General features: G+C 37.5%; 4 protein-coding genes. All 4 read right to left on the minus strand.

Annotated elements, in window-relative coordinates:
* Window positions 1-200: 200 nt before the first annotated feature.
* The 4 genes from HMPREF2984_RS04280 to HMPREF2984_RS04295 all read right to left on the minus strand — a co-directional run bounded on the left by HMPREF2984_RS04280 (window position 201) and on the right by HMPREF2984_RS04295 (window position 4,258).
* A complete protein-coding gene (locus HMPREF2984_RS04280; protein ID WP_049534378.1) occupies window positions 201-893 on the minus strand; it encodes a methionine ABC transporter permease in 693 nt (230 codons plus the stop codon).
* On the minus strand, window positions 894-1,955 hold the full coding sequence (locus HMPREF2984_RS04285; RefSeq protein WP_003028871.1) for a methionine ABC transporter ATP-binding protein: 1,062 nt from the start codon (window positions 1,953-1,955) through the stop codon (window positions 894-896).
* A complete protein-coding gene (locus tag HMPREF2984_RS04290) occupies window positions 1,948-3,321 on the minus strand; it encodes a M20/M25/M40 family metallo-hydrolase (RefSeq protein ID WP_049534380.1) in 1,374 nt (457 codons plus the stop codon). Before HMPREF2984_RS04290 ends, HMPREF2984_RS04285 begins: the two co-directional genes overlap by 8 nt.
* Before the next feature lie 85 nt (window positions 3,322-3,406).
* The gene (locus HMPREF2984_RS04295) at window positions 3,407-4,258 is read right to left on the minus strand and encodes a MetQ/NlpA family ABC transporter substrate-binding protein (RefSeq protein ID WP_049534382.1); all 852 of its coding nucleotides are present in this window, start codon (window positions 4,256-4,258) and stop codon (window positions 3,407-3,409) included.
* Between the last annotated feature and the right edge of the window lie 168 nt (window positions 4,259-4,426).

The following is a 4,426-nucleotide window of genomic DNA, read 5'->3' on the forward strand; positions in this document are numbered from 1 at the left end:
TTTTTTATTTTTCTTAAACTTTTTCTTCCAATTTTTCCTGTCTCCTCTTTCTTATCTCCTGTAAACTGCTAAATACTTGTACTGGTCATACGAAATAGAAAATATGTATAAACTAAAAATTCTATGACCTATTATCATAGAACTTTTATATCATTTTTATATATATTTATTGTTTATCTCTAACAATCATCTCAGCTATCCTATTTATGGCTTAATTTTCTAGTCAAAAAATCACCAGCAAACTGAATGGCAAAGATAAGTACAATAATAATGATCGTTGCTAAAATTGTTACATCGTTATTATAGCGATTGAAGCCATAAGCAATCGCAACATTCCCGATTCCTCCAGCACCGACAGCACCAGCCATTGCAGTCTCGCCAACGAGAGAAATGAGAGTGACTGTTGTCACACGAATCAAATCTGGCAAACCTTCTCGCAGATAAACACCGACAAGATCACCAAAAGTTGCTCCACTAGCTTGGGCGGCCTCGATAACACCGCCGTCTAACTCAGCGAGTACAACTTGAACTTGGCGAGCAAAGAAAGCAAATACTGCAAAAGAAAGAGGTACGATAGCTGCATTTGGTCCAATACTAGTCCCCACAATCAAGTGTGAAAAAGGTGAAAGAACAGCTAACAAAATAATAAATGGGATAGCACGGAAGATAGATGTGATTTTGTCTAAAATCCAAAAAGCTACTTTATTTTCCAAGACACCTCCTGGAGCAGTCAAAACAAGAAAAAGCCCTGCAATTAAGCCTAACAATCCGCCGATAATAAAAGAAATGACTGTCATATACAATGTCAAGTAAATAGCTGTTCCCCAGCCAGCTTGACCGCTCCAACCCATTCGATAAACATTCGGCAAGTATGTTTGAATAAAATTTTCCATCTATGCTTCTCCCTTCAATACTGTCAATTGAACACCAGCTTCACGAATGGCTGCTTTAGCCGCTGTTAGATTTTCCTTTTCACCAGATAAAACAACGACCAATTCTCCGACAGGTGTTCCACCTAAAATTTCAATATTTCCATAGAGTATATTGGCAGTAACTTGATGATGTTTGTAAATTTCATTCAGCAAGGGTTCATCTGTAGAGGTTCCTGCGTACTTCATTTGCACCAAGAGACTATTTTTCGCCAAATGTTTGACAATTTCTTGTTGCTCAATCTTGCCCATAGCTTCATCAATTCCTGTTGCAGTCGCGATGAAGTCTTTGGTTAAGTCTTGCTGAGGATTAGAGAAAATATCCAAAACAGAACCTTCTTCAATCAGTTGACCGTCCTGCATAACTGCGACACGATTAGCGATGTCTTTGACAATTTGCATCTCATGAGTAATCAAAACAATTGTTAATCCCAGCTTTTGATTTAAATCTTGTAAAAGAGCTAAAATTTGTTTAGTTGTTTTTGGATCTAGAGCTGAGGTTGATTCATCAGAAATCAAGATTTTAGGGTCATTTGCTAAAGCACGCGCAATGGCAACCCGCTGTTTTTGCCCTCCGGAAAGCTGAGAAGGATAATTTTCAGCGCGATCGGCTAAACCGACCAACTCCAACAGGGTACGCACTTTTTCTTTCTTTTCTTCTTTTGATAGACCAGAATGTTTCAACGCAAAAGCGACATTTTCTTCTGCCGTCAATTGACTCATCAGATTAAAATGTTGAAAAATCATGCCGATGTCTTGACGTTTGCGGCGCAGCTGTTCTGCTGTCAAGGTTACTTTATTGTCAAAAAGAACATCATCATCTACAATAATTTTCCCGCTCGTTGGAACTTGCAGTAGGTTAATGACACGAACCAAGGTTGATTTCCCAGCCCCAGAATAACCGACAATTCCATAGATATCTCTTTCTTGAATATGAATCGTCACATCTTTAACTGCTTGAATCTGACGTTTCTTTTGTTGAAAGGTTACATCAATGTGATCTAACTGAATCATTTCTTTACTCATAACTTGCAATCAGCTCCTCTACTAATTCAATATGGGTGTAATAATCTGCAATGCGGACATTTTCGTCACCGCCATGGTCTCGACTATTCGCATTTCCAAGTCCAAAGGCGACCATTGGTACCTCAAGTACTTCAAATACCGTGTGCATCGGTCCTGTACCTGCTGTAGTTGGTAAGACAGAAACTCCTTTTTGATAGAATTTCTTAGCTAGTTCAATGACATTTAAAATCGGCGACGCACTCATATCACTACGATGGCTCATTTCTCCCAAAGTATAAACTAATTCTACCTTATCAAAACCATTTTTGTCGAGTTGTTTGCGAATCAGTTCCAATACTCCATGTGGTTCCAGTCCTGGCACTAAGCGAACCTCTACTTTTGCCGAAGCTTCTGACGGAAGAATCGTCTTCACTCCTTGACCTTGGTAACCAGAAGTAATTCCTTCAATGTTCAAAGATGGTTCAAAGAAAATTCGATTTAAAAAAGATTTTTTCTCTTCTTGTAATAAAGGTAATTCCAAACCATAAATAGTTTCTACTTCTTCTGGACTGCGCTGAGCGTATTGTTCCACTAAAGCTAACTCTCGTTGATTAGGTGCGATTACTTGATCATAAAGTCCTTCTACCTGAATACATCCATCCTTATCTCTCAAGCTAGCAAGGGCGTTCAACAAGTACCAAGAAGCCGAATCAATCACACCACCAAAGCTAGAATGAATATCCACTTCCGCACTTTTGACCTTCATATCAAAGGTCACAATTCCCTTGTTCCCACCAGAAATTTCTAGTTGCCCTAAAGAATTTTTAATTCCTTGTTCCCAAACGAGAAGATCTGCCCCTTGCAGAAGCACCTTGTGTTTGGCTAGGTATTTTTCTAAATCAACAGAAGCAGACTCTTCTGCTCCTTCCATCATAAAAATGACATTGACAGGTAACGTTTTATGCTTTTGTAAATATTTTTGCATAGCCGTCAAACGCGCGATAATATGTCCTTTGTCATCATCTACTCCGCGACCATACATGCCACCGTCTCGAATAGATAAGGTAAATGGGTCATCTGTCCAAATCTGATCGCTATCTGCCGGAACCGTGTCGTAGTGATTATAAAAAATAATTGTCTTAGCTGTAGGGTTTGAACTTTTAAACTTCGCTATCACAAATGGCGCTGTATAGCTATCATCTAATTCCACCTCCGCACCAGCTCTTGTAAAGATTTCTTTTAGATAAGCAGCCACTTCTTGTAAACCGACTTGTTGAGCGAAGATTGATTTTTTAGCAATCAAAGTTCGTAAAATGGCGATATATTCTTGTGTTACTATATCTTGTTCAAATTTTTTAATTTGCTCTTCTTCACTTGAAAATGTCATATTTTCTCCTTATAGAATGGCGACAAAACTCAGTCGGTAATTCCAACTGAGTTTTTAGACTGAAATACAGCTAATGAAATAAAGATTACCAAACCGGTTGGTCTAAACCATCTGATGTTTCTTCAACCACTTTTTTCACTTCATCTGAATGATAAGCTTTAATGAGTTTCTTAATGGCATCTGCTTTTGGAGATTTTTCCCAATCTTTTTTAGCTGCAATGATGTTAAACCATTGTTTTGAATTTTTATCTTTCGGTTCAATGAACAAGGCTTTTTTATAGTCCAATTTTGCTTCTGTTACAAATGTATTGTTTACAACGGCTGCATCTACTGAAGTCAATGAGCGAGCTGTTTGACTAGCATCCAATTCTGTAATTTTCAATTTTTTCGGATTTTCTTTGATATTTGCCACAGTTGCCAATTCATTTCCAGACTTGTCTAATTTAATCAATCCTGCAGATTGCAATAAATTAAGCGCCCGACTTTCATTTGTCGCATCATTTGGAACTGCAATTTCTGCACCATTTGGAATTTGATCTACTTTCGTATATTTATTTTTCCCATTTTTGGTACCAGAGTAGAGGCGAATTGGTGAAATATAAGTTTCAGCAGTTGCAACTAAGTTTTGCTTGTTTTCCTTGTTCCAGTTGTTCAAGAAATAGTAATGTTGGAAAGCATTGATATCCACTTCACCATCAGCGACCGCTTTATTTGGTTGCGAGTAGTCCGTAAATTCTGTAAATTCCAATTTAATATTGTCTTTTTTCAACAATTCTTGAATCTTGTCCCAGCGTTTTTCTTCTGAGTCACTCTTTGTCATCACACCAACTTTAATCGTTTTGGCGTCATCACTTTTATTTCCTGAACCACAAGCTGCTAAGCCAATCACTGCTGCAGCTGCTAGAGCTGTTATTCCAAACCATTTTTTAAATTTCATTTTCTATCTCCTTTAAAAATCTTATGAAAATAGTATCGCACATATTTACCTGATTGACAAATTGTTATTTCATAACAAAGGGTATAGTTATAAACTATAACTGTTTTGTATAAGAAAACCAGCTGAAACTTTGAAACTAGCTGGCTTTACATTCTCTTATTTCACATC

It is taken from the genome of Streptococcus sp. HMSC066E07, assembly GCF_001814695.1.
Classification (GTDB): domain Bacteria; phylum Bacillota; class Bacilli; order Lactobacillales; family Streptococcaceae; genus Streptococcus; species Streptococcus hominis.

What these genes read in the sequence shown, in the direction of transcription:
- HMPREF2984_RS04280 (WP_049534378.1), bottom strand. Translation starts at nt 893, where the DNA reads ATGGAAAATTTTATTCAAACATACTTGCCGAATGTTTATCGAATGGGT.
- HMPREF2984_RS04285 (WP_003028871.1), bottom strand. Translation starts at nt 1,955, where the DNA reads ATGAGTAAAGAAATGATTCAGTTAGATCACATTGATGTAACCTTTCAA.
- HMPREF2984_RS04290 (WP_049534380.1), bottom strand. Translation starts at nt 3,321, where the DNA reads ATGACATTTTCAAGTGAAGAAGAGCAAATTAAAAAATTTGAACAAGAT.
- HMPREF2984_RS04295 (WP_049534382.1), bottom strand. Translation starts at nt 4,258, where the DNA reads ATGAAATTTAAAAAATGGTTTGGAATAACAGCTCTAGCAGCTGCAGCA.